Annotated in this window: 18 protein-coding genes and 1 tRNA gene; 9 read left to right on the top strand and 10 right to left on the bottom strand. The window is 59.1% G+C overall.

Features of this window, described 5'->3' with window-relative positions; translation table 11 throughout:
• The first annotated feature begins 8 nt into the window (after positions 1 to 8).
• Positions 9 to 683, top strand: a complete 675-nt coding sequence (queC, locus tag QRN48_RS20290; RefSeq protein WP_285352741.1) for a 7-cyano-7-deazaguanine synthase QueC — start codon at positions 9 to 11, stop codon at positions 681 to 683.
• Between the two features lie 63 nt (positions 684 to 746).
• Positions 747 to 822: transfer RNA gene (locus tag QRN48_RS20295), tRNA-Lys, on the top strand.
• Between the two features lie 234 nt (positions 823 to 1,056).
• Here QRN48_RS20295 and QRN48_RS20300 read toward each other — a convergent pair.
• The 4 genes from QRN48_RS20300 to QRN48_RS20315 all read right to left on the bottom strand — a co-directional run bounded on the left by QRN48_RS20300 (position 1,057) and on the right by QRN48_RS20315 (position 5,928).
• Positions 1,057 to 1,683, bottom strand: a complete 627-nt coding sequence (locus QRN48_RS20300; protein WP_285352743.1) for a glutathione S-transferase family protein — start codon at positions 1,681 to 1,683, stop codon at positions 1,057 to 1,059.
• 201 nt (positions 1,684 to 1,884) lie between these two features.
• Positions 1,885 to 4,233 (bottom strand): TonB-dependent Fe(3+) dicitrate receptor FecA, encoded by a 2,349-nt coding sequence (fecA, locus tag QRN48_RS20305; RefSeq protein WP_191944899.1) that lies wholly within the window; start codon positions 4,231 to 4,233, stop codon positions 1,885 to 1,887.
• Positions 4,234 to 4,450: 217 nt separating this feature from the next.
• Positions 4,451 to 5,428 (bottom strand): FecR domain-containing protein, encoded by a 978-nt coding sequence (locus QRN48_RS20310; RefSeq protein WP_285352747.1) that lies wholly within the window; start codon positions 5,426 to 5,428, stop codon positions 4,451 to 4,453.
• Complete coding sequence (locus tag QRN48_RS20315; protein WP_285352749.1) at positions 5,425 to 5,928, bottom strand: sigma-70 family RNA polymerase sigma factor; 504 nt, start codon at positions 5,926 to 5,928, stop codon at positions 5,425 to 5,427. Before QRN48_RS20315 ends, QRN48_RS20310 begins: the two co-directional genes overlap by 4 nt.
• 206 nt (positions 5,929 to 6,134) lie before the next feature.
• Between QRN48_RS20315 and QRN48_RS20320 the strand changes: the two genes are divergently transcribed.
• From QRN48_RS20320 to QRN48_RS20340, 5 genes are all read left to right on the top strand, one after another.
• Positions 6,135 to 6,500 carry a hypothetical protein gene (locus QRN48_RS20320; RefSeq protein ID WP_191944896.1) on the top strand — a complete coding sequence of 122 codons (366 nt, stop codon included), beginning with the start codon at positions 6,135 to 6,137 and terminating at the stop codon, positions 6,498 to 6,500.
• A 176-nt stretch (positions 6,501 to 6,676) separates the two neighbouring features.
• Positions 6,677 to 7,369 (top strand): type 1 glutamine amidotransferase domain-containing protein, encoded by a 693-nt coding sequence (locus tag QRN48_RS20325; RefSeq protein WP_037014040.1) that lies wholly within the window; start codon positions 6,677 to 6,679, stop codon positions 7,367 to 7,369.
• A 278-nt stretch (positions 7,370 to 7,647) separates the two neighbouring features.
• A complete protein-coding gene (locus QRN48_RS20330) occupies positions 7,648 to 9,675 on the top strand; it encodes an FIST N-terminal domain-containing protein (protein ID WP_285352753.1) in 2,028 nt (675 codons plus the stop codon).
• A 53-nt stretch (positions 9,676 to 9,728) separates the two neighbouring features.
• Positions 9,729 to 10,538, top strand: coding sequence for a helix-turn-helix transcriptional regulator (locus tag QRN48_RS20335; protein ID WP_285352756.1), 810 nt, complete (start codon positions 9,729 to 9,731; stop codon positions 10,536 to 10,538).
• 106 nt (positions 10,539 to 10,644) lie between these two features.
• Positions 10,645 to 12,042, top strand: coding sequence for an NAD-dependent succinate-semialdehyde dehydrogenase (locus QRN48_RS20340; RefSeq protein WP_285352962.1), 1,398 nt, complete (start codon positions 10,645 to 10,647; stop codon positions 12,040 to 12,042).
• 524 nt (positions 12,043 to 12,566) lie between these two features.
• On the opposite strand, the gene QRN48_RS20345 is transcribed toward QRN48_RS20340, so the two are convergent.
• The 5 genes from QRN48_RS20345 to QRN48_RS20365 form a co-directional block, all read right to left on the bottom strand.
• Positions 12,567 to 12,812, bottom strand: a complete 246-nt coding sequence (locus QRN48_RS20345) for a hypothetical protein (protein WP_191944893.1) — start codon at positions 12,810 to 12,812, stop codon at positions 12,567 to 12,569.
• Between the two features lie 76 nt (positions 12,813 to 12,888).
• Positions 12,889 to 13,578, bottom strand: coding sequence for a type 1 glutamine amidotransferase domain-containing protein (locus QRN48_RS20350; RefSeq protein ID WP_191944892.1), 690 nt, complete (start codon positions 13,576 to 13,578; stop codon positions 12,889 to 12,891).
• 452 nt (positions 13,579 to 14,030) lie between these two features.
• A complete protein-coding gene (locus QRN48_RS20355) occupies positions 14,031 to 14,633 on the bottom strand; it encodes a TetR/AcrR family transcriptional regulator (protein ID WP_037014022.1) in 603 nt (200 codons plus the stop codon).
• A 147-nt stretch (positions 14,634 to 14,780) separates the two neighbouring features.
• On the bottom strand, positions 14,781 to 16,640 hold the full coding sequence (locus QRN48_RS20360) for an ABC transporter ATP-binding protein (protein ID WP_037014019.1): 1,860 nt from the start codon (positions 16,638 to 16,640) through the stop codon (positions 14,781 to 14,783).
• A gap of 27 nt (positions 16,641 to 16,667) precedes the next feature.
• A complete protein-coding gene (locus QRN48_RS20365; protein ID WP_285352761.1) occupies positions 16,668 to 16,835 on the bottom strand; it encodes a hypothetical protein in 168 nt (55 codons plus the stop codon).
• A 39-nt stretch (positions 16,836 to 16,874) separates the two neighbouring features.
• Here QRN48_RS20365 and nadA point away from each other — a divergent pair, with 39 nt between their 5' ends.
• Positions 16,875 to 17,933 (top strand): quinolinate synthase NadA, encoded by a 1,059-nt coding sequence (gene nadA / locus QRN48_RS20370; RefSeq protein ID WP_285352762.1) that lies wholly within the window; start codon positions 16,875 to 16,877, stop codon positions 17,931 to 17,933.
• 178 nt (positions 17,934 to 18,111) lie between these two features.
• On the opposite strand, the gene QRN48_RS20375 is transcribed toward nadA, so the two are convergent.
• Positions 18,112 to 19,548, bottom strand: coding sequence for a M48 family metalloprotease (locus QRN48_RS20375; protein ID WP_037014015.1), 1,437 nt, complete (start codon positions 19,546 to 19,548; stop codon positions 18,112 to 18,114).
• Positions 19,549 to 19,694: 146 nt separating this feature from the next.
• Between QRN48_RS20375 and QRN48_RS20380 the strand changes: the two genes are divergently transcribed.
• Complete coding sequence (locus tag QRN48_RS20380; RefSeq protein ID WP_191944889.1) at positions 19,695 to 19,946, top strand: sulfurtransferase TusA family protein; 252 nt, start codon at positions 19,695 to 19,697, stop codon at positions 19,944 to 19,946.
• The last annotated feature ends 17 nt before the right edge of the window (positions 19,947 to 19,963 follow it).

A 19,963-nucleotide genomic window follows, 5' to 3' on the forward strand; every position in this document is an offset into this window, starting at 1 on the left:
AACAATCAATGAGTGACAAAAGAGCGGTCATACTGCTGTCCGGTGGGCTGGATTCGGCCACTGTGGTCGCGATGGCGAAAGCTGATGGTTTCGACTGCTACACCATGAGTTTCGATTACGGGCAACGTCATCGCGCCGAGCTGCAGGCGGCCGAGCGCGTGGCATCGGATATGGGCGTCATCGAACATAAAGTCATTGGCCTGGATCTGAATGGCATCGGCGGTTCGGCATTGACTGACAGCAGCATTGCCGTGCCGGAGACGGCGGGTGAGGGCATCCCGGTGACTTACGTGCCGGCGCGCAATACCGTTTTCCTGTCGCTGGCGCTTGGGTGGGCAGAGGTACTGGGAGCCCGAGACATCTTCATCGGGGTCAACGCCGTGGATTACTCGGGATACCCTGATTGTCGCCCCGAGTTTGTGGAAGCCTTCGAGCGTATGGCCAACCTTGCGACCAAGGCAGGCGTTGAGGGGCAGGGCTTCACCATTCGTGCGCCTTTGCAGATGCTGAGTAAAGCCGACATCGTAAAAGCCGGGACCCGTCTGGGTGTGGATTATGCACTGACGGTTTCCTGCTATCAGGCCGACGAGCAAGGCCGTGCCTGCGGAAAATGTGACAGCTGCCGCCTGCGTGCGGAGGGCTTCACGGCCGCTGGCGTCACGGACCCTACGCGTTATTTTTAAAATATTTTCACTCGGGTGTTGAATTACTGTGAAATATCAGTAATATACGCGCCACAACGAAGCGGGTCGTTAGCTCAGTTGGTAGAGCAGTTGGCTTTTAACCAATTGGTCGTAGGTTCGAATCCCACACGACCCACCATTTCGAAAATCTGGAAGGCCCATGAAAATGCGGATTTCCAGATTTTTTTTTGCCTGAAATAAAGTGGGCGAAGGTTCATAGAGCAGTTCCAGCTTTCGCCGAGCATCAAACAGCACCAGAGGTTGACGTTGACACCCTGCGTCAGTCGAGCAAATCCAGATGATCGAGCTGACCCAGGATGAATACCTCTGCAGAAGTGCTAGCGACGTCGTGACAGAGCCGACCGTGTGGAGCTCATCCCGCGAACTTGTATTCACCGCCCTTTTCGATCGCCTTGATATAGGCCGGACGCGCCTGGAACCGTTCGATCCACGCCTCCAGGTTAGGGTAGTGCTGCAGCATCCCTTGGGATTTGGCGAATTCGCCAATGAAGCTCATTTGGATGTCCGCGCCGCTCAGTTCCTCACCCACCAGGTATGGCGTAAGGCTCAATGCAGCTTCCAGATAGCCCAGATAATTGGCCAGCTCGGATTCGATCCGCGGTTGCAGCGGCTTGCCGGCATCCCCGAGGCGCCCAACATATAGGTTGAGCATCAACGGCAGCATGGCCGAACCCTCTGCGAAGTGCAGCCATTGCACGTACTCGTCGTACGTCGCAGTGCTTGGGTCGGGTTGCAGCTGGCCATTGCCGTGGCGTCGGATCAGGTAATCGACGATAGCGCCGGACTCGATCAGCACATGAGGGCCATCCTCAATAACCGGTGATTTGCCCAGCGGGTTAATGGCTTTCAGTTCAGCCGGAGCGAGGTTGGTGTTGGCGTCTCGCTGGTAGTGCTTGATCTCGTAGGGCAGCGCCAGCTCCTCCAGTAGCCATAAAATACGCTGCGAGCGGGAATTGTTGAGATGGTGAACGATGATCATGAGGTCTCCCTTGAGACGGTGAGTACCTAGGGAAGACTGCTCAGGCGCACGGGGGTTCTAAACGATTGTCCTCGGTACGCGCGATAGCAAGACCTTGCGTTGACAGACAGCGTGCATGCTGGCTCTGACAGTGCCAGCCTGGATGAGGAATCCAAACCGGCAATGCCGCTGCAGGACCCGTGGGGTTGATCTGCCGAAAGGTCAAAACGCAACTGAAGTCTGTACGTAAACCGTACGGGGCTCCCCAACGTATTTGCCTCGGTTGTTATCGTCGAACGAGCGAGTGTAGTACTGGCGGTTGAGCATATTTTTGATGCCAACTGCAACATTCAAATCAGACAGCTGAGGGCCGAAGTCGTAGCCGGCGCGGCTGCTGAACACCATGTAGCCGGGAATGCGCCCGGTACTGCCGTCAGCGCTTTCGTCCGAAGTGTTGGCATTGTCGGCAAACTGACTGCTCTGAAACGAGCCGTCCAGGTTCAACTTCCATGGGCCCCCTGTGTAACTCACTCCCATCGTGCCCTTGTGCTTTGACGAAAACGGCACACGGTTGCCTTTGTTGGGGCCATCTTCTCGGATCGTAGCGTCGACGAAGGCATAGGTTGCATAGATGTCGTAACCCGCCAAGGCAGGCGTCAAGGCGTCCAGAGCGTAGTTGATGCTCGATTCGATCCCCTGATGGCGTGTCTCGCCGCGCGCGATAATGGTGTCGTTTGTCTGGTTGCTGTCGTACTGGTTGTCGAAGTTGATCAGGAACGTCCCGATCTCGGCCCGCAGGTTACCGTTGTCATAGCGGGTGCCGAGCTCCCATGTCCGCGCCTTCTCCGGCTTCACTTCGCCGCCGGTTACGCGGTTGGGCATCTGGCTGTATTGCACGCTTCCGAACGAGCCCTCGGTATTGGCGTACAGATTCCAGCTGTCGGTCAGATGGTAAAGCACGTTCAGTGCAGGGAGTGCTGTGTTGTAGTCGCCCTGGTATTTGACACCGCTCAGGTTGTTGTTTTGAGCAGTGTCGATCATCTCGTAGCGAATGCCTGGGGTGACGGTCCATTTGCCGATGTCGATTCGGTCGTCAATATAAAATGCATGAGCCTCGGTCGCGCCACGGGTGTCACGGTCGTTGCGGCTGGCAGTTGTGGGCAAGTCACCATTTACCGGCTCACGATAGCGCATCTCATGACCTGCTTCGTTCACGTAGCGATAGCCGATGCCGACCTCATGCGAAGAGTCCCCCAGCGCAAAACCTTGGGATAGACGGGTTTCCAGACCACGCACCCAATATTCTCGGGGCGACAGAGACACAAAGCTGCCTTGGTCCAGATAACCGCTGCGCAGCGTCTTGGTGAAGAATGTGTTGGCGGTAAAGACCCGCGCGTCCTGCTCATAGCGATAACCAACGTTGAGCAGTGTGCGTCGGCCCCAGAACTTGTCTTTCAGACGCGTCGATTGATACGGATCGGCATCGTAGTCCGCGACGCTGAGGCCGCCCGGCATCTGGGCCTCGCCATCGTAGTACTGAGCCATCGCGTTCAGGCTGTTGGCCTCATCAATCTGGTATTTACCCTTGAGAATCAGGTCATCAATTTGCGTGTCGCTGTGCTCGCGCCAGTCGCCGCCGCGAACGCCGGAATAGAGAATCGCCCCGCCCATACCGTTATCAGCAGTCCCCCCGGCCAACAGGTTACCGGTGGTTTTGAAGCCGTCATGGCTGGAGCCTGGACTGGTCTCGGTCTGAACGCCGCCCTTGAGCGTGGCTTCGTCGGGGATGGCTCGGGTCACGAAGTTAACGATGCCGCCCACGTTTTGGGGGCCGTAGCGCACCGCGCCGCCGCCGCGCACGACGTCCACTGCATCCATGTTGCCCATGCTGATCGGCGCGAACGACAACTGAGGCTGGCCGTACGGCGCGAAGGGTACCGGGATGCCATCCATCAAGACGGTCGAGCGCGTCGCCAGGCGCGGATTGAGGCCGCGAATACCGAAATTCAGTGCCATGTCATGGCTGCCGGTGCCGTTGTTTTCCGGAGCGTTGACGCCGGGCACGCGGTTCAACACATCACGTGCCGAGGTGGCACCTGCGCGCTCGAATTCCTCGCGGCGAACGACGTCTCGTGCGCCAGGGTGTTCGAAAACATTGATCTGCTGCGCTTCACCCAGCCAGTCGCCGACAACCGTTGATACCCCCAACTCGATCGGTGCGGCAGGTGCACTGGCAGCTTGCACGGTAAAGCCATTATTCCCATCGGCAACGGCTTGAAGACCCGTGCCTTCAAGCAACGCGGCCAGACCTTGCCCGGGTGTGTATTGACCTTGGAGGCCGCGACTCCTCAGGCCGCTGGCGACCTGTGAGCCATACGAGATCAGGACGCCTGATTCCCGACCAAACTGATTCAACGCCGTTTCCAGTTCACTCGGGGCGATGTCATAGGCTTTGGGCCCCGTCTCGGCGGCATGGGCTATCGAGAGGCTACCCAGCGAAAAGCTTGCGCTAAAAATGATGTGGCGCAACGTGCGTCCCAAAGGGGAGGGCTGTGTGGGGCGGGCTGACATGCAGGATTCCTTTGGCGGGAAGATTAGAGTGCTTACCTGCCTGTCACGCGAAGGACGCGATACGGCTCACGGATTTTCAAAATTCTTTGCGTAGCGCGGTTCCGCCGCGGGAAACTGCCTCTCCCGCGCTGAGGAATCGCGTCGAGCTGCGAGTCGCCATGCTCCGCTCAACCTGCGGCGCGGACGCCTGGCGTCTCGCTGAACGACGAGCGGGGACTTAACCCCGCGCCTGCACGTTGACCCAATAGCGAGTAAAACGCTGCACATGCACAGGCAAGACGGTTTCCAGCGTGTCGAGAATGCGTTCGCTGTCAGCCACTGGGTAAGTGCCGGAGATCAGCAGGTTGGCCACGTTCACATCGCAGTTCAGACGGCCACGGCGGTAACGCGCCAACTCGTCAAGGAAGTCGACCAGCTTCATGCTCGACGCGACAAGCATGCCGTGGGTCCAGGCTCCGCTGCCGGGATCCAGCGGTTGTACGCTTCCCCAGGCAGTGCGGCTAAACGTCACCTGTTGCTGCGCTTGCAAGATAAGGCCAGGTCTCGCCTGATCAGCGACTTGCAGCTCAACTGTTCCAGCGAACACCGCCACTTGCGTGCGGCCCTTGAACTGACGCAGATTGATACGACTGGAGGCGGTCGCGACGTTGATGTTGCCTTCGGCAGTCAGGAGGCTCAGCGGGCGAGGGTCCACCGAATCGGTCATGAGAATTTCTCCGGACAGCAACCGTATCCGACGCTGCTGTGCGTTGAATTCCACATCCACGGCGCTGGCAGTATTCAGCTGAATCCGGCTGCCATCCCCCAGGGATACGTTCCGCTGTTCGCCCACGCCACTGTTGTAGTCCGCGAGCAGGGGCTGCAGCGCAATCTGGTCACGCAGGCTCAGACCCGCGACGGAGCCCGCCCCCAGCAGCAACAGCAGTTTGAGGGCATGGCGTCGCCCCTTGGAGTTGGGCGCACCCAGCGCCGCATGTGCGAGCGGTGAGGAAAGACCGCTCAGGCGTTGATTGACCCGCTGTATATGCGCCCATGCCCGCTGATGCTCGGCGTTGCCATTAAGCCAGACCTGCCAAGCCTTCTGGCGAGCAGCGCTTAAAGGCCCTTCTTGCGTCTCCAGCAGCCAGTCGATGGCCTGCTGCGCTACTTCAGGCGGGATATCGGACTTATTGAGGGAATCGCCGTTGGGGTTCATAGGGCGAAATAGCAGCGCAACGCAGCCTTATTGATATGGCGTTTGACCGTTGCGATGGAAATGCCAAGCGCACTGGCGATATCGCCGTGGCTCAAACCATCGACTTGGGACATCAGAAAAGCGCGCCTCACGGAAACAGGAAGCCCGTCCAGTAGCTGATCGAGTTCCACAAGGGTTTCAAGAATGATTGCCTTTTCTTCCTCAGACGGCATAACGCCTTCAGGCAGTTCTGCAAGCGTCTGGTAATAGGCGCGTTCAAGGTCCTGACGCCGGTAGTAATTGCACAGCACCCGCCGCGCTACCGTGGTCAGGAACGCTCTCGGCTCTTCAATTTGCTGTGCACTGCGGGAGACCAGGACTTTGATGAACGTGTCCTGCGCCAAATCAGCTGCGCTGTGGGGGCAGCCGAGCTTGCGCCTCAACCAACCCGTCAACCAGGCGTTATGCGCCCGGAACAGGCCGTCTACGGTGTGTGCAAGGGCAGGGTGGACGAGAGACATCGGGAAGAGCGATCCGGAGGATTCGTGCGGGGCATTGATTCTGTCAGACTCTGCTGCGTATGAGAATATTTATCATTCAAATAAGGTCCGTCTCTCATCCTGTGCGCGCATTTGCCTCTCGCTTGCTACACGCATGCTGATAGGTTACGCGATCACTGAATCAAGGCACTGGCCTTCCACGAGCGTCATCCCCTTTTGGAGCTTTCATGTCGTCAAGCAAACGTGACATAGCGCGTGTTGAGCGTCGCCTCGCCGCCACGCTGACAGAAGCCTGCGAGACTGCCGCGGCTGAAATCCCTGGCTTCGAATGGCTCACTCACGCGGTTGACCATGCGCAGTTCCAGCAAAGCCTGCGGGTTATATGGGTTTTCGATACTGAGGCAAACAAGGAACAAGCGATCGCCAGAGGGCAGGACGCACGAATGCGTGAACTGACCGCCGCGGCGTTGAGCAAGATTGACGTGGAGGCTCAGAGTCTCGTCCGATGCGTGCGTTTTGATTCCGAAGAGGCGTGTCTGCGTCATGACGGTGGAGACTGGCGTGTGCGTCTGGCCAGGATTCATGGCGCGTAGAGGCGATGGGTCCAACCCCGACATGCCGACCTGCCCGAGCAGTCGTAACATAAGCGCCGAACGCAGGGACAGAGCCGGGCTGCGTCAATCAACTTGAACATCTGCCTCGACAAGGTCTCTGACAATAACGCGGCGCGACTCTGTGCTGCGCCATATCGCAGGGAGACTAGGCTCGCATGAACGTTCTTATGATTCTTACATCGCACGATCAGCTCGGCGACACCGGTAAAAAAACCGGGTTTTGGCTCGAAGAATTCGCGGCGCCGTATTACACCTTCATAGACGCAAACGCCCAGGTCACCTTGGCGTCGCCAAAGGGCGGACAGCCGCCGCTGGACCCAAAAAGCGACGAGCCCGATGCCCAGACCGAAGCCACGCGCCGCTTCAAGGCAGACAGCAATGCGCAGGCGGCCCTGGCAAATACGCTGCCGCTGGGCGAAATCGATCCCTACAATTTCGATGCTGTGTTTTACCCGGGTGGCCACGGCCCGCTGTGGGATCTGGCCGAAGATCTGGATTCCAAAGTGCTGATCGAAGCTTTCTACGCTGCCAATAAGCCGATTGCTGCCGTTTGCCACGCGCCTGGGGTATTTAAGAACGTCTGCACACCTGACGGCCATCCAGTGGTGCATGGGAAGAAGGTCACAGGCTTTACCAACTCTGAGGAGCAAGCCGCCGGCCTGACCGAGGTCGTGCCGTTTCTGGTCGAAGACATGCTCAAGGAAAAAGGTGCCCTTTATTCCAAAGCTGCAGATTGGGCCAGCTATGTGGTGGAAGACGGCCATTTGATCACCGGTCAGAACCCGGCTTCGTCCGAAGCCGCGGCTGAGGCACTGCTCAAGCGCCTGGCCCAGGAACAGGCGGACTGATCCAGCCTGCCTGGCCTGCCCCTGTGCAGGCCAGGCAGAATGTGCGCAGCGAGCGGCGTCCTGGCCTCTGCGTTAACAACGCTTGCACCTGAACGCGAAGCCCATCGACACCACCCGCCGCCGCATCCCACTCGCCGTACCGCCCCGAACATCCCCCCGGTTATTCACCCGACCAGTGCCCGCGCCCTCGCTTCAAGTCGGCTTTGCCACAGCCGATACAGAAAAAAGCGTTGCGTACGCCATGCCTACGCACCGCAATCCTTTCTAGTGAGCCAGCGATGAACCCATTCAACCTCTTCAATCGATCCCGAGCCAGCGGCCAGGGAGCGATCAGCCTTAACTGCACGGCAGGCGAACTCGACCGTGTCCTGGCAGGGGTGCGTTCAATTCCCGTTCTGGTGACAGGTTTTGTCTCGCCGCATTTGGACATCGACCAGATCGCCGCGCGCATCAAGCAACGCTTCCCCGACAGCACTCTCAGCCTGTGCACCACCTCGGGCGAGCTGTGCAACAGTTCTGGCAGCCTGTACTGCGCCACCGGAGATCGCTGGGATCGCATCGTCTTGCAGCTGTTCGAACGAAGCGTGATTGCCTCGGCCGAGGTGGTGATGGTGCCGCTGGAATGCGAAGACATACGCAGCGGCGGCAAGCGAATGGAGATGCGCGAGCGCATTGAAAAGCTGGTAGGCAACATCCGGCGCGCTCAGGTGACCACAAGCATCGATCATCGCGACACCCTCGCCTATGTGGTGTTCGACGGGCTGTCGGCATCCGAATCGTTCTTCATGGAAGCGCTGTATGAGTCCGGTCGTTTTCCCTGCCTCTTTGTAGGCGGCTCGGCCGGGGGCAAATCGGATTTCAAGAAGACGCTCATTCACGACGGCAAGCGCAGCTACCAGAACCATGCGCAAATAGTCTTCATCAAGACCGCCCCCGATATTCGGTTCGGCGTGTTCAAAAGCCAAAACTTCAAGCCTGCCGGGCTGACGCTGAGCGTTCTGACCGCGTCCGTTGAAGATCGTACGATCAATCAGGTGATCGACAGCCAGGGCAACATCATGAGCATGGTGCAGGCCCTGTGTAATGCATTCAGTTGTGATGCCCAGGCGCTGGAAAAGAACCTCGCGGATTACTCGTTTGCCATTCGGGTGGGCGATGAGTTGTTTGTGCGTTCCATTGCGCGGATCGACCATGCGCAGCAAATCATTCAACTGTTCTGCGACGTGGCACCTGGCGAAGAATTGGTGATGGTCAAACGCACCCCGTTGCGCGAAGCCACGCGCGTCGATTATGAGCAGTTCCTCAGGGGCAAGGGTGGACAACCCGTCGCCGCCATCCTCAATGACTGCATCTTGCGCAGGGCGAACAACGGCAAGGATCTGGGCAGCATGGCCGGATTGTTTGGGGATGTGCCTCTGGTGGGATTCTCGACGTTCGGTGAAATTCTGGGCCTGAACCTCAACCAGACGCTCACGGCGATCTTCTTCTTCAGAGTGGCGAAAGGCGCGTCTTTCGCGGACGAGTATGTCGATCGCTTCATTGCGCACTATGGCGAGTTCAAGGCGTTTTTCCTGCGCCGCCAGTTGAAGAAAATGGTCGGCCTGAACCACGTTATCGTGAAGCAGATCGAGTCCTTCAAGCTGAACGATTTCAACAATGCGCTGGATACCCGTGGGTTGGACACCAAGGTGTTGCCGGTTTTCGAAGGCCTTGCTGCACTGGGTCGCGTCCTGGCTCAAGCCGGGCAGCAGCAGGAAGAGATGTCCACCCAGATCAAGCACTATTCTGGCGAGTTACACCTGTCGATGGATGATCTGGCAGGCACCATAGACCAACAGAACGCGGTGTCGGCGAATGCCGGCAGCACGGTTGAAGCACTGGCCAGCCAGGCGGACGAAGCGGTGGTCGGCGCGCGTGCGCTGGCCGGGTCAAGCCTGCGTATTCAATCGATCGTACAAGTGATCCAGCAGATCGCCGGCCAGACCAATCTTCTTGCCCTCAACGCAGCCATTGAGGCAGCACGGGCGGGTGATTTGGGTCGCGGCTTTGCGGTCGTGGCGGACGAGGTGCGCAAGCTGGCGGAAATCACGCGCAAGAACGCCGCAGAAATCGGCGTTGATATCGATTTGCTCTCAAGCGAGATCCAGCGCGTGGCGCAGCAGATCGAGGACCAGTCCACCGGCGTGAGTGCCTTGCGCGAAATGCTCGACACGCTGGAACACTCCAGTCAGGCCACCGAAGGCACTGCTCGGCGGACCAAGGCCATCGCTGACACATTGACCGGCTTGACCCACGCCAGACCTTGACCCACGATGCCTGCTTGTCGGTAATCGACAAAAACCGGGACCACGAGTGAGTTATGGCAAAAAGACCGTCCATTGAACAGCGACGCGAGTTCGGCAAGTTTCTCTCCAGCCGCCGCGCGCGGCTTGATCCGAAAGATTTCGGTTTGCCTGAAGGACCGCGTCGGACCCCGGGATTGCGTCGCGAGGAAGTCGCGGCCCTGGCTGGCGTGAGTGTCAGCTGGTACACCTGGCTCGAACAGGGCCGGGACATTCAGCCTTCGCCGGATGCGCTGCAACGGATCTCCAAGGTGCTCAAGCTGGATCGTGTGGAGTCCGCTCACCTGTATGCGCTCTCTGCGCTTGAGGTGCCGACCGCGCCAACCGGGGGAGGGGTGACTGCCGGCCTGGAAATGCTGGTGCGCGCGGTCAATCCCATCCCCGCCTATGTTCGCAACGCTCGCCTGGATATCCTCGCGTGGAACGACGCCATCGCCGAGCTGTTCGTGGATTACGGCTCGCTGCAGCCTCATGAGCGCAACACGTTGCGTCTGTTGTTTTTGTATATCCCGTACCGGACCATCATCCTTGACTGGGAACAGATGGCCCGAGGCATGATCAGTGCGTTTCGGGCTTCACGCGCGCTGGCTCTGGACAAGGCACCGTTCGACAGTCTGGTTGAAGAGCTCTCGGCCCTCAGCCCCGAGTTTCAGGAGTGGTGGCAGGACACCGAAGTCAAAGGATTCGAAGAAGGCCGCAAGCGCCTGTTGCATCCCATCAGCGGCTACATCGATTTCACCTACGTCGCCCTGACACCCGAGGGGCGACCGGACTTGTCGCTGGTGACCTACATCCCGCGCCACACTGCCTATGACTCACGGTCATAGGATAACAACACGCCTTCCTGGCCTTTCCGGGCTTACCTAGAGTGGCGGTCATCGCAGCGCAAAAGTGCTGCACCGACCGCCAAACGAGGTAATGACCATGTCTGATTTGAGCTCGATCTCTACGCCAAATGTCGCCACGTCGCGCAACCCCGCTACCGGCGAGCTGATCGCCACCTATCCTTTCCAGACGCAGAGCGAAGTCGAGCAATTGCTTGATGCCAACGGTGCGGCTTTTCGCCTCTGGCGCGCCACGCCGATGGCCGAGCGAGTATTGGCTTATCGCCGTCTGGCCGCCACGCTGCGCGAGCGCTCGGAGTCCTTTGCTGCGTTGATCACCGCCGAGATGGGCAAGACCCTGGGCGCCGCACGAGGGGAGGTGGAGAAATGCGCCGCCACGATCGAGTGGATTGCCGATAACGGCCCAGCGATTCTCGCCGACGAGCCGGTCAAGGTAGAGGGCGAGGATGAGGTCCACGTTTCGTTTTTGCCGATTGGCACTGTGCTGGCGGTGATGCCCTGGAATTTCCCGCTGTGGCAGGTGATTCGCGCTTCCGGGCCGATCATGCTGTCGGGCAACGGCTTCATGCTCAAGCATGCACCGAACGTGATGGGCTCGGCTTATGCGTTGCAAGAGGCCTATGAATCCGCTGGCTTCCCTAAAGGGTTGTTCACCAACCTCATTGCCGATAACGAAACGGTCGCCCGCACGATTGAAGACCCACGCATCGCGGCTGTGACCTTGACCGGCAGCATGCGCGCTGGTTCGGCGGTGGCGGCCACTGCCGGCAAGGCGCTCAAGAAAAGCCTGTTGGAACTGGGCGGTTCGGATGCGTTCATCGTTCTGGCCGACGCCAACATTGACCTGGCAGTGAAAGCGGCCGTCGAAGCACGCTTTCAGAATGCCGGTCAGGTCTGCCTGGCCGCCAAACGCTTTATCCTTGAAGCGCCAATAGCCGAGCAATTCACGCGCAAATTCGTCGCGGCGGTTGAGCAACTGAAGGTCGGTGACCCGCTCGACAGCGCAAATAATGTCGGCCCTATGGCCCGTGCCGATTTGCGTGACGAGCTTGATGGCCAGGTTCAACGCACCCTCGCCGCTGGCGCAACCTTGCTGCTGGGCGGGCACAAGATTGACGGCCCGGGCAACTTTTATGCGCCTACCGTGCTGGGCGATGTGGCGCCAGGCATGGCGGCCTTTGATGAAGAAACATTTGGCCCGGTGGCAGCCATCACTGTCGCTGCGAATGCCGAAGACGCGATCGTGCTGGCCAACACCAGCGATTATGGTTTGGGCGGCAGCCTGTGGACCCAGGACATCGCGCGGGCCCAGCGCATCGCCCGTCGTCTGGAGACCGGTGGCGTGTTCATCAATGGTTTCCCGGCCACCAATGCGCGTATCCCGGTGGGCGGCGTCAAGAAGAGCGGCTATGGCCGCGAACTCTCGCACTTCGGCCTGCGCGAGTTCACTAACGCGCAGGCTGTCTGGGCCAAAAGCGTTGACTGATATCCAGTGAGCGATATCAGCGTGGGTGGAGCTCTGTAACCGCCCACGCTGCAAAAAGCCGTCGCACGTGCGACGGTTTATTTATGCCTGCCATTCGGCCGCGCCTGATTCAGCTGACGGCGTGCAGGTCAGCGGGGTCAGGCCTATCAGTTCGATGGGCGCGGCGTCTGCATAGGCCTCAATCAGATCCTGAAGCGCGGCGACACAGCTTGTCGCGAGACCCGTCAGGCGGTGAGTCCTACGCTGCGCTGATGGCGTGCTGGTCTTGCTACGCCCATGTTTGTCGGCGCTCTTTGTGGGCGTTAGACCGTAACGCTTGGCGGAACCCTGAGTAAACAGTTGGCCGGCGTGGATACTTCCAGCCAGATTGCAACGGCTTGCCCCAGGTATCCGTCTCTTGGGTTCAGACGTCCTCGATATCTGCTCCCGCGTTGTCCGCCATCACAAGATCGCTATCGCAGACCATGGTCTGCGCGCGTGGGTCCGAGTACTGTCAGGTTGAATGCGTTATGACGTTGAAGTGTTTAACCAGCAGTAAACAGGAGCTTGTCAGGCGAAGCATCTGTCGGTCGCTGACCGGCATTAAAAGGTGTTTGCACAGTAATAGAAGGGGCGGGCGATGATCGTTTCAACGCCAGAGCGGCGCTGTGCCGCGCCTGTTCCCTTGAAGTATGTTCGGGTTCCTGTGATTTACCAGAGGCTGTCAAGGCCGCGATCAAACGACAAAGCCCGACATAAAGTCGGGCCTGGGCTTGGATGAATCCGTTCATTACCAGTTCATGGCGTTGATCTCGCTAGAGGTGTTGGAAGGGAGCGGTGCGCACACCTCTCGCCATTGGCTGTGCATCAGGCTGATTTGTTTTGCAGTGCCTTGATCAGGACGTCTGCCGCCGGGCCTGAAGATGCCGGGTTCTGCCCGGTGATGAGCAGGCCGTCAGTCAGCACGTAAGAGCCCCAGTCCGGGCCTTTCGAGTAGACGCCGCCCAGCGATTTGAGAACATCTTCGACCAGAAAAGGTACGACATCAGTCAGGCCGACGGCTTCTTCTTCGCTGTTGGCAAAACCGGTGACTTTCTTGCCATCGACCAGCGGCGTGCCGTCGGCGTTTTTCACATGACGCAGGACACCAGGCGCGTGGCATACGACTGCGACCGGTTTATGTGCCGCGATGAACGACTCGATCAATTGAATGGAGTTTTGGTCTTCAGCCAGATCCCACAATGGGCCATGGCCACCCGGATAAAACACAGCGTCAAAATCTGCCTGGGACACGCTGTCCAGGCGCACGGTGTTGGCGAGTTGGGCGGTGGCTTTCTCGTCTTTTTCGAATCGACGCGTCAGGTCGGTTTGGAAGTCAGGCTCGTTGCTTTTCGGGTCCAGCGGAGGCTGGCCACCTTTTGGTGAAGCCAGAACGATCTCGGCATTGATGTCGCTGAACGCGTAATAGGGCGCGGCCAGTTCTTCAAGCCAGAAACCGGTCGGACGACCAGTGTTGCCAAGGGTGTCGTGAGAGGTCAGAACCATAAGCACTTTCATCGTGTATTCCTTTTTAGCTGAGTTGAAGACTGCTGCGCAGTCAAAGTTGTGGAACAGTAAGTGGAACGTTAATAGACCAGTCGTCTAAGAAGTGGGCAAAAAAGAGCTTGGTTAGCCGCTTTGATCACCCACTGTCTTGGCAGTAAGCGATGCACCGGGGTGAGCTGAAGGGACGCCTGCATCCGCCAGCGATGTGAGTGAGGTTGCAAGCGCAGTAAGCGTTGTCCTGATCTTCATCACGTCAGTCTCGTAGCGGGTCAATGTGGGTACACCTTAACTCTGAGTAGACCAGTCGTCTATAGATATTTCAAAATATTTTTATGCTGGTCAGGGATCGTGGGAGAAGGTTGGTTACAGGCGAGCAAAGACCGGCGCTAGAGCAGGACACGGTCTGGGCTCAGATGAAGAAAAGTCGAGATCGGAGAATGGATATCCAGGCTAGCGGTGCCTGTTCAGGCAAGCCGCAATATTGCGCGCGTCGAGGCCATGGCGGTCTCGAACGGGGCGAGGCTCTTCTCAATCTTGACCATTACGCTGGCGCCGACCCAAAGCTGGTAGAGACTTTGCGCAACGGCATAGGGATGCTCGCAGGCGGGCAGTGAGCCGTCGGCAACGCCGGCCTCAATCGCGCTGCCCAAGCGGTCAGTGATCCCGGAAGTCCCGCGCTTGAGAACGGCGCGCATCGATTCCGAAAGATCGGCCACTTCCACGCCGAGCTTCACAGCAAGGCATTTGCCCTGGCAGTTCTCGAACGACTGGGTGTTCTGCCAGACCCGCCAGTAATTCATCAAGCGCTCGCCCATGGTCAAACCGGGCTCGCCGAGAATGCGGTCGATGTCCGCGAGGTAATCGTCGAAGTAGTTTTCAAGCAATGCCTCGCCAAAGGCGTCCTTCGAACCGAAGTAATGGTAGAAGGAGCCTTTCGGTACGCCGGCAGTGGCCAGAAGCTCGTTCAGACCGACAGCGGAATACCCTTTGGCGGCCATGAGACGCTGGCCGACGTCGAGGATTCCTTGACGGACATCAGATGAACCGCGTGCAGTGAGAGTAGTCATAGCGTCGGAGAATACATCCTAGTAAGTCGGTCTACTAGCGGAATCTGATGGACGCGCAGGTCAGCGCATGCGGCAGTTGCAAGAGGTGGCCGACGGCTCCGTCGAAAAGCCGTCGTGCCGAGAGGGCGGACGCTGGATCAAAAGGGGCTAGATGTGATCCGCGCCCTCGGCTACTCCCTGATCCTCACCCAGAAACCCGCCGCTCTGATGGTGCCAAAGCCGGGCGTAGGTGCCGTTTCTGGCCAGTAACTCGGTGTGTGTGCCCTGCTCGATGATGCGCCCATCGTCCATTACGATCAGTCGGTCCATGGCTGCGATGGTCGACAACCGGTGGGCGATCGCGATCACGGTTTTGCCCTTCATCATCTCGTCCAGGCTTTCCTGAATCGCCACTTCGACTTCGGAGTCCAGCGCGCTTGTGGCTTCATCAAGTAGCAGGATCGGCGCGTTCTTCAGCATCACGCGGGCAATGGCGACACGCTGGCGCTGGCCTCCCGAAAGCTTGATACCGCGCTCACCCACCAAGGTGTCGTAACCACTGTGACCCTGCTTGTCGCTGAGCTGACTGATGAATCCGTCGGCCTGAGCGTTGGCTGCGGCAGCGCGGATTTCTTCGTCGGTCGCGTCGGGGCGGCCATAGGCAATGTTGTCGCGAATCGAGCGATGCAGCAGCGACGTGTCCTGCGTGACCATGCCGATAGCGCTGCGCAGGCTGTCTTGCGTGACCTGTTTGATGTTCTGGCCATCGATGCGGATCTCCCCGCTGTCCACGTCATAGAAACGCAGCAGCAAGTTGATGAGCGTGGATTTGCCCGCGCCGGAACGGCCCACCAGACCAATCTTCTCGCCCGGACGGATAGCCAGGCTCAGGCCGTCCAGCACCTGACGCTCGCCGTTGTAGTTGAAGCTGACGTTATCGAAAGTGACCGCACCACCGGTAGTCACCAGCACGCTTGCATCAGGCGCGTCTTGCACCTTCGGCCCCTGGGTCAAGGTCGCCATGCCGTCCTGCACCGTGCCGATGCTCTCGAACAGCGAGGTCATTTGCCACATGATCCAGTGGGACATGCCGTTGATGCGCAACGCCATGGCGGTGATGGCCGCCACGGCGCCGGTCCCTACGTCACCTTGGTGCCACAGCCACAACGCATAACCGCCGGCGCCGAGAATCAGCGCTACCACCAGCGCCTGATTGACGATCTCGAACTGGCTGACGAGGCGCATCTGGCGGAAGCCGGTTTGCTTGAAGTCCTCCATGGCTGCGCGCGCAAAATGCGCCTCACGCTTGGAGTGGGAAAACAGTTTCACGGTGGTGATGTTGGTGTAGGCATCCGAGATTCGCCCCGTCATCGAAGAGCGGGCGTTGGCCTGCTCCTGGCCGACTTTGCCCAGGCGCGGCACGAAGTACAGCATCGCCAGCCCGAACAGGACGATCCAGGCAATGAACGGCAGCATGAGCTTCAGGGCAAAGCCGCCTGCCAGGGCGATGATCGCCAGGAAATACACACCGATACCGGGCGCGATTTCAATCAGAGTGAAGAGTACTTCCCGCACCGCCAGCGCAGTCTGCATCACCTTGGTGGTGACCCGGCCGGAAAACTCATCGGAGAAGAACGACAGGCTCTGCCGCAGCATCAAGCGGTGAAAGTCCCAGCGCAGCCGCAGCGGCAGGTTGATCGCCAGCACCTGATGCTGAACCATGGTGCGCAATGCAACCAGGCCAATGCTGACGACCAGCACAATGCCAATGCCCCACAGCGCTCGACTTTCCTGTTCGGCAGCGACGCCTCCGGCTTTCCACGTCGAAAGAAGGTCGACGACCTGCCCGAGAAACGAAAACAGCCAGGCCTCATAAAGCGAAACGCACGCACTGAGCACCGCGAACATGAGAATGTAACCCCGGGCGCCGCGGGTGCAGGCCCACAGAAAACGGGCCAGCCCCACCGGCGGCGGCGGTGCTTCATCGGGGGGGAAGGGGTCGAGCCGTCGTTCAAATACGCCCAGCATGAAGGTCTCCAAAAACTGTCCAGTGAATCAGATTCTGCCATCGATTGGCTGGCTTGCGGGTTTCGCAGGCAATGCGGCGAGCTTTGTGTCTTTAATAAATGACGCTCCTGCGATTTCGAACGCTTCATTCAACGGCCTGCTGTTAAGTGATCGCTCAACGGATGCCGTGCTACTTTTCCTGCCGATTTCAATCATGCGGACCTTCCGTCCGCATGCGCATTCAGGTTATTGCCCATGACACACATCTCCGAACGCCTCCTGGTCCAGGCGCATCTGGACGCCAGGCAGCCCAGAACCCTGAGCGAGGAAGAAGAGGCCCGGTACCGCCAGTTGATTGCGGCCGAGCTCAAGGCGCGGGACGCTGTGCTGGTGGCTCACTATTACTGCGATCCGGTCATTCAAGCGTTGGCCGAAGAAACAGGGGGTTGTGTTTCCGACTCTCTGGAGATGGCGCGGTTCGGCAAAAACCATCCGGCGAAAACTGTTCTGGTCGCCGGCGTGCGCTTCATGGGGGAAACCGCGAAAATTCTTACCCCCGAGAAACGCGTTCTGATGGCAACGCTGGACGCCACGTGCTCCCTGGATTTGGGCTGCCCCGTCGAGGATTTTTCCGCGTTCTGCGATCAGCACCCCGACCGTACCGTGGTGGTCTACGCCAATACCTCAGCCGCCGTGAAAGCGCGGGCCGACTGGGTGGTGACCTCCAGCTGCGCGCTGGAAATCGTCGAAAGCCTCATGGACAACGGTGAAAAAATAATCTGGGCACCTGACAAGCACCTGGGTCGTTACATTCAGCGTCAGACCGGTGCCGACATGTTGTTGTGGGACGGCGCCTGCATTGTTCACGAGGAGTTCAAGTCCCGCCAGTTGGAAGACATGAAGGCGTTGTACCCCGATGCAGCGGTTCTGGTGCATCCCGAGTCACCTGAGTCCGTCATTGATCTCGCCGACGCGGTGGGGTCTACCAGCCAGTTGATCAAGGCGGCGCAAACGTTGCCCAATTCAATGTTCATCGTTGCCACCGATCGCGGCATCTTTTACAAGATGCAGCAGCTGTGCCCGGACAAGACATTCATCGAAGCACCGACGGCGGGCAACGGCGCCGCCTGCCGCAGCTGCGCGCATTGCCCCTGGATGGCGATGAACACATTGGCGCGTACGCTTGAGTGTTTGCGCGAATGCACCAACGAGATATTCGTCGACCCGGCAGTTATCCCCCACGCCGTTCGGCCGTTGCAGCGCATGCTCGACTTTACTCAGGCGGCGCGCATGAGGAACACGGGAAATGCCTGACACGGCGTGTTCAAAGTAGGACCGGCTTCAGTCGGGAAGGCGTCACTCGCTAGATAGCAAATCCCAAATGTCCTCCTGGCCTTTCCCGGCTGAAGCCAGTCCTACAAGCGACAAGCGGATTCGATGCATTCTATCTTGCAGCTTAGGGCTTACCGCTTGTAGCTGACCACAACTCGCCTCAGTTCATCATGTCCTTCACGGCACGTTCCTGAGCGATGATTTCCTGCTGGCGCGCATCGATCCTTGAGGCCAGCTGGAAGTTGTTGTTGGCACGCCGTTTGGCGAATTCGAGCTGCTGAATCGCCTGCTTGAAGTCGCCCATCAACGCGAAGTATTCCGCGCGAGCCTGATGCAGGCCAATGGTGTTGCCGGACAGGCCACGGGTGTCGGCCACCTGGTTCCAGATGTCGGGGTCATCTGGTCGACTCTTAAGCAGAATCTCCAGCGACTTCAACGCTTCCGGGGCTTTGGACTGCTTGAGCAGGACATCGACCTTCGCTTGATTGAGCGGGTAATTATCGGGGTACAGATTCAGCATCCGGTCCACTCGCTGCTGAGCGTCGGGCAGGCGGTTATTGGAGATGTCGAGGTTAACGGCAGCGAGGTTGTAGACGATGTTGTCCGGCGCCTTGTCGAGCAGCGGCTTCAACGTCTCACGGCCTTCGTTCAACTGACCCGCCTTGGTCTGCGCGAGCGCCAGGCCGTAGCGAGCGGCGTCGTTTTTCGGGTTCTCGGCCAGTTGCGCACGGAAACGCTTGGCGGCCATGCCGGGAGTTTCTTCGTAGATCAGCACCGTTCGCGCGCGCATCAACTGGTACGCCGGGCTGTCCTCCTTGCCGCCGGGCTTGGCTTGTTCGGCGCGGTTGCGGGTGTCGGCGATACGCGATTCGGTGACCGGGTGGCTCATCAGGAATTCCGGAGGCTTCGCGTCATAACGGTACTGACGCGCCAGACGTTCGAACATGGTGGGCATGTTGCGCGGGTCGTACCCTGCCTTTTCCAGATTGAGAATGCCGATGCGATCGGCTTCCGATTCGTTCTGCCGCGAGAACCGCGCCTGCTCCTGAATGGCAGCTGCCTGAGTGCCGGCAATCGCAGCAATACCGGCATCCCCCGCCCCGGCGGCGGCCATGACGATACCCGCCAGCATCGCCGCCATCACCGGAACCTGCATCCGCTGCTGCGCCTGCACGCCCCTGGCGAAGTGCCGTTGTGAAAGGTGAGCCAGTTCGTGGGCGAGTACGGCTGCGTATTCGCCCTCTGTTTCAGCGTGCAGAAACAGCCCGCCGTTGACCCCGATAATCCCGCCCGGCGCCGCAAAGGCGTTGATCTCCGGGGTGTTGATCAGGATGAACTCGAGTCGGCGATCCTGCACCTGACTGGTTTCGGCAAGGCGGTAGACCGAGGATTCGACAAAATCCTTGAGCAATGGATCGGACAGCTGCGCGACTTCAGAACGCAGCAACCCGAGCCACGCGCGCCCCAGGTCATGCTCTTGCTGCGGAGAAACGATGGATGAACTCGCGTCGCCGAGGGACGGCAGATCGTCTTCCGCAAAGCTCGGAGCCGCCAGCAGGCAGGCGAGTGTCAGCAGCGTGGGGCGCAAAAAATTCATGCACGAAACTCTGGGGCAGAAAGGCGCCACTGTAGCTGGCTCGATGGCTTGCTGACCAGAGTGGGGTATTCTGGAAAACTTGTAAGAATGTTCTTCCGCCGTTTTGCCTTTATGCAAACGCGGATGTGTCTAGCCGGAGAGAAGTGATGTCTGACGCTGTAGGACAACCCGCGGTCTGCGATGCAGAGCTCGACGCCAGCGGTCTTAACTGTCCGCTTCCTTTGCTTAAAGCCAAGATGGAACTCAATCGGCTGGCCAGCGGTGCGGTGCTAAAAGTGACGGCCACGGATGCTGGCTCACAGCGCGACTTCAACACCTTCGCAAAACTGGCTGGGCATGTGCTTTTGCATGAGGAAAACGCTGACGGTGTTTACCGGTATTGGCTACGTAAAGCGTGAGCGCTTCTGACCTCCCG

This window comes from Pseudomonas sp. ME-P-057, from assembly GCF_030208975.1.
In the GTDB taxonomy this organism is placed as follows: domain Bacteria; phylum Pseudomonadota; class Gammaproteobacteria; order Pseudomonadales; family Pseudomonadaceae; genus Aquipseudomonas; species Aquipseudomonas lutea.

Coding starts and splice junctions, on each gene's coding strand:
- queC (WP_285352741.1), top strand. CDS start 9: ATGAGTGACAAAAGAGCGGTCATACTGCTGTCCGGTGGGCTGGATTCG.
- QRN48_RS20300 (WP_285352743.1), bottom strand. CDS start 1,683: ATGATCATCGTTCACCATCTCAACAATTCCCGCTCGCAGCGTATTTTA.
- fecA (WP_191944899.1), bottom strand. CDS start 4,233: ATGTCAGCCCGCCCCACACAGCCCTCCCCTTTGGGACGCACGTTGCGC.
- QRN48_RS20310 (WP_285352747.1), bottom strand. CDS start 5,428: ATGAACCCCAACGGCGATTCCCTCAATAAGTCCGATATCCCGCCTGAA.
- QRN48_RS20315 (WP_285352749.1), bottom strand. CDS start 5,928: ATGTCTCTCGTCCACCCTGCCCTTGCACACACCGTAGACGGCCTGTTC.
- QRN48_RS20320 (WP_191944896.1), top strand. CDS start 6,135: ATGTCGTCAAGCAAACGTGACATAGCGCGTGTTGAGCGTCGCCTCGCC.
- QRN48_RS20325 (WP_037014040.1), top strand. CDS start 6,677: ATGAACGTTCTTATGATTCTTACATCGCACGATCAGCTCGGCGACACC.
- QRN48_RS20330 (WP_285352753.1), top strand. CDS start 7,648: ATGAACCCATTCAACCTCTTCAATCGATCCCGAGCCAGCGGCCAGGGA.
- QRN48_RS20335 (WP_285352756.1), top strand. CDS start 9,729: ATGGCAAAAAGACCGTCCATTGAACAGCGACGCGAGTTCGGCAAGTTT.
- QRN48_RS20345 (WP_191944893.1), bottom strand. CDS start 12,812: ATGAACGGATTCATCCAAGCCCAGGCCCGACTTTATGTCGGGCTTTGT.
- QRN48_RS20350 (WP_191944892.1), bottom strand. CDS start 13,578: ATGAAAGTGCTTATGGTTCTGACCTCTCACGACACCCTTGGCAACACT.
- QRN48_RS20355 (WP_037014022.1), bottom strand. CDS start 14,633: ATGACTACTCTCACTGCACGCGGTTCATCTGATGTCCGTCAAGGAATC.
- QRN48_RS20360 (WP_037014019.1), bottom strand. CDS start 16,640: ATGCTGGGCGTATTTGAACGACGGCTCGACCCCTTCCCCCCCGATGAA.
- QRN48_RS20365 (WP_285352761.1), bottom strand. CDS start 16,835: ATGATTGAAATCGGCAGGAAAAGTAGCACGGCATCCGTTGAGCGATCA.
- nadA (WP_285352762.1), top strand. CDS start 16,875: ATGACACACATCTCCGAACGCCTCCTGGTCCAGGCGCATCTGGACGCC.
- QRN48_RS20375 (WP_037014015.1), bottom strand. CDS start 19,548: ATGAATTTTTTGCGCCCCACGCTGCTGACACTCGCCTGCCTGCTGGCG.
- QRN48_RS20380 (WP_191944889.1), top strand. CDS start 19,695: ATGTCTGACGCTGTAGGACAACCCGCGGTCTGCGATGCAGAGCTCGAC.